The sequence below is a fragment of the Microvirga sp. jy35 genome (assembly GCF_056148915.1).
On sequence record NZ_JBWBEW010000097.1, the window covers coordinates 1 to 3,404 of the forward strand.

The 3,404-nt window shown below is 62.3% G+C and carries 3 protein-coding genes; all 3 read right to left on the bottom strand.

Annotated features, from left to right (window positions below; translation table 11 throughout):
- Positions 1–25: 25 nt before the first annotated feature.
- On the bottom strand, positions 26–2,320 hold the full coding sequence (locus AC0QTX_RS27255; RefSeq protein WP_474606919.1) for a xanthine dehydrogenase family protein molybdopterin-binding subunit: 2,295 nt from the start codon (positions 2,318–2,320) through the stop codon (positions 26–28).
- The gene (locus AC0QTX_RS27260) at positions 2,317–2,775 is read right to left on the bottom strand and encodes a (2Fe-2S)-binding protein (protein WP_474606920.1); all 459 of its coding nucleotides are present in this window, start codon (positions 2,773–2,775) and stop codon (positions 2,317–2,319) included. The genes AC0QTX_RS27255 and AC0QTX_RS27260 overlap by 4 nt, the downstream gene beginning before the upstream one ends.
- 183 nt (positions 2,776–2,958) lie before the next feature.
- A partial coding sequence (locus tag AC0QTX_RS27265) for a hypothetical protein (RefSeq protein WP_474606921.1) occupies positions 2,959–3,404 on the bottom strand: 446 nt, incomplete at its 5' end.

Consider the following 3,404-nt stretch of genomic DNA (forward strand, 5'->3'; position numbering starts at 1 on the left):
ATCCGATGCACTCGTTTGATCTCGATCAAGCCAGGAACTGATCCCTTATGGGAAGCTGCCGGATCCGCTTGCCCGTCGCAGCGAACACCGCGTTGGCTAGAGCTGGCGCCACAGGCGGCAACCCCGGCTCGCCCACGCCACCGAGTGGATGCCCGTAATCGTGCGCTGCGACGAGGTGCACGTGGATCTCGCGAGGCGCTGTGTCGATCCGGGTCACCTCATAGCTGTCGAAGTTGTTCTGCTCGACACAGCCGTTCTTGAACGAGATCTCCGAGGTCGTCGCAAGCCCTACCCCCATGATGACGGCACCTTCCATCTGGGAGCGAATGCGGTCAGGATTGATCCGGGGTCCACAGTCGATGGCGATATCCACTCGCGGAATGACAAGCCTATCACCATCAACTCGCACCTCGGCGGCGACGGCCACGTAGCTCACAAAGCTGTAATGGCCTGCGATCCCAAGTCCATGGCCCTGCGGCAAGTTACGCCCCCAGCCAATACCAGCTGCGGCCGTCTCGATGACCTGCCGCAGCCGACCCGTATCGATTGGATAGAGCTTCGGATCCTCGCCATGGTTCCAGGCATCCCCGATCTCGGTCGGGTCGATGATGCGCGCGGGGCCAATCAGGTCGAGAAGGTAGTCCTTCGGATCACGTCCGGCAGCATGCGCCAGCTCGGCGACAAACGACTGGATTGCGAACGCATGCGGCACGTTCGAGACCGACCGGAACCAGCCTATTCGGGTATGTGCTGCCGCTTCCGGGTTCTCCATGCGCACGTTCGGCACATCAAAGGGCGCATTCACCAGGCCCATGCCAAGCTCGAAAGGCAGTTCGTGTTTGGGATCGGGAGCGAAGATGGAACCGATCGTTGGTGCGGCACTGCGCTGTAACCAAGCCACCGGCTTCCCACGCTCGTCGAGCCCAGCCTCAAGCCTCTCGACAGAAACCGTATGGTAGTAGCCGTGGTGCAGGTCGTCCTCTCTTGTCCATGTCACCTTCACGGGAGTGCCGCCCATGGCTTGACTGATCAGACCGGCTTCGAGAACGAAATCCGGTTTGGACTTGCGACCGAAGCCGCCCCCCAGCAACGTGACATTGACGGTCACGTTCTCTTCGGGAATTCCGAGACGCTCCGCTAGCCGTGTGCGGGTGGCTTGCGGAGCTTGAACGCAGGCCCACGCCTCGCACTTGCCGTCCTTGATCTGGACAAGCGCAGCCGGGGGCTCCATCGGCGACTGAGCCAAGTGAGGGATATAGTATTCAGCCTCGACGCGCTTCGCCGCCCTTGCCATGGCGGCGTCGACATCACCCTGCCTGCGGACCACCTTGGCCGGCTTGCGTGCCGCTGCCTCCAGCTCGGCACGATAAGCATCCGAGCTATAGCTCGCATGTGGACCGTCGTCCCACACGATCTTGAGCTTCTCGCGCCCCTGCATGGCAGACCAAGTATTGCGTGCCACAACCGCGACACCGCCCAATGGCTGGAACTCGGACGGGATATCGGGCGGTGCAATCTGCACGACCTTGACAACACCAGGGACCTTCAACGTGTCGGCATCATCGACGCTCTTCACGCGCCCGCCGAAGACAGGCGGCCGTGCGACGACCGCGTACAACATGCCGTCGGCACGAGCGTCGATCCCGTACATAGCCTTCCCGGTCGTGATATCCTGGTTGTCGATCAGGCCAACCTGATCTTTGCCGATGTAGCGGAAGGCAGAAGGGTCCTTCAGCCTGAGCGCCTCACGTGCTGGCACCGGCTGCGATGCGGCAGCGGTCGCGAGCGCACCGTAGTCAAGCCTACGGCCGGTACGCTCATGCAGCACAGCGTGCTCCCGTGCGCGGACCTCCTGGACCGGCACACCCCATTGCGCGGCGGCTGCTTGCTCCAGCATTGTACGGGCAGATGCACCAACTCGGCGCATTGGCTGGAAGAAATGACGCAGCGAGCGTGAGCCGTCGGTGTCCTGGTTGCCATACCGGGCCTCATCGCCCTGTGCTTGGGCCACACGGACCTTGGACCAATCAGCGTCTAGCTCGTCCGCCACCACCATCGCAACTGAGGTGCGAACCCCCTGGCCCATCTCCTGCCGGTGGCAGGTGACGGTGACAATGCCATCCGGGCTGATCGAGACGAAGATCTTCGGATCGTCACGCCACCCGTTCGGCATGCCGTCGGCACCGAACTTCTTCTCCTGTGCCTTCGCGTCGAACGGCAAACCGATGGAAAGCACCAACGACCCGGCAGCAGCCCCGGCCAGGAACCCACGGCGGCTGACGTTCGCAACAGCAAGAGTGGATTCTTTATGGCTTGTCATTTGCCACCTCCCGTGCTGGCCTGCTTGATGGCGGCACGAATGCGCGGGTATGTCCCGCAGCGACAGATGTTGCCGCTCATGGTGCTGTCGATGTCCTCATCAGTTGGGTTCGGGTTATCCTTGAGGAGCGACGCGGCCTGCATGATCTGGCCGGGCTGGCAGTAGCCGCACTGCGATACGTTGAGGTCTCTCCAGGCAACTTGGACGGGATGGTTGCCGTCGGGTGACAGACCCTCGATCGTTGTCACCGTGGCTCCCAACGCGGCTGCCATCGGGGTCACACATGCACGAACAGCAGTGCCGTCAAGATGCACGGTACAGGCCCCACACTGAGCGACACCGCAACCAAACTTGGTGCCGGTCAGGCCCACTTCATCCCGCAGGTACCACAGGAGCGGCATGTCTTCGTCGCCATCAAATGACCTCTCGGCGCCGTTTACGACCAATGTCGCCATCGTCTTCTCCTCTGTCGTCATAGAACAACGCATTGAACCGGTGACGCACTGACGGCTTCAGGCTGCGATTGATCGAACAGCCTGGTATACAAGCGACTCCAGCAGCGGGGATCATGCTCGCTGGCAAGCCTCGTGGCAGGGCCTTTGATGAGCAAAATAGGGCCGGCCGGATGCTTGACGAGCCTACTGGGTTGGCCCGAGTTCGCGCCGGGCCTCCTCGACGGCAGCGGCACACCCCGAAGCATTACCGTCGCGATCGAGAGCCTGTGCCCGACCGAGAGCCGCTCGTGCCTTCATAGCATTGTCTCCCCCGGCAAGCGGCGTCGCCGCAGCCGTCGCTCCGACGTCGTGTTCCGGCAGCCTCTGCACTGCTGAACCAGGCTGTGTCGGGTGCTTGTCAGCCTGCATGGCCTGGGACTCACGGGAAGCCGCAACAGCCTGCCCACCAGAGGACAGGGCCGCGCTTTTGGACACAGCTTCGTCGACCCGGGGCTCCAGTGCGCGGATGGCATCACCACAGGGCGAGGCTAGAGCCGGCCCGGAGATGAGAAAGCCGGAAGCGATGACAGCAGTAAAGCTGAGCTGTTTCATGGTTCCTGTCCGTCTGGTGATTATGAGAACTCCGGCAA

What these genes read in the sequence shown, in the direction of transcription:
- AC0QTX_RS27260 (WP_474606920.1), bottom strand. Translation starts at nt 2,775, where the DNA reads ATGGCGACATTGGTCGTAAACGGCGCCGAGAGGTCATTTGATGGCGAC.
- AC0QTX_RS27255 (WP_474606919.1), bottom strand. Translation starts at nt 2,320, where the DNA reads ATGACAAGCCATAAAGAATCCACTCTTGCTGTTGCGAACGTCAGCCGC.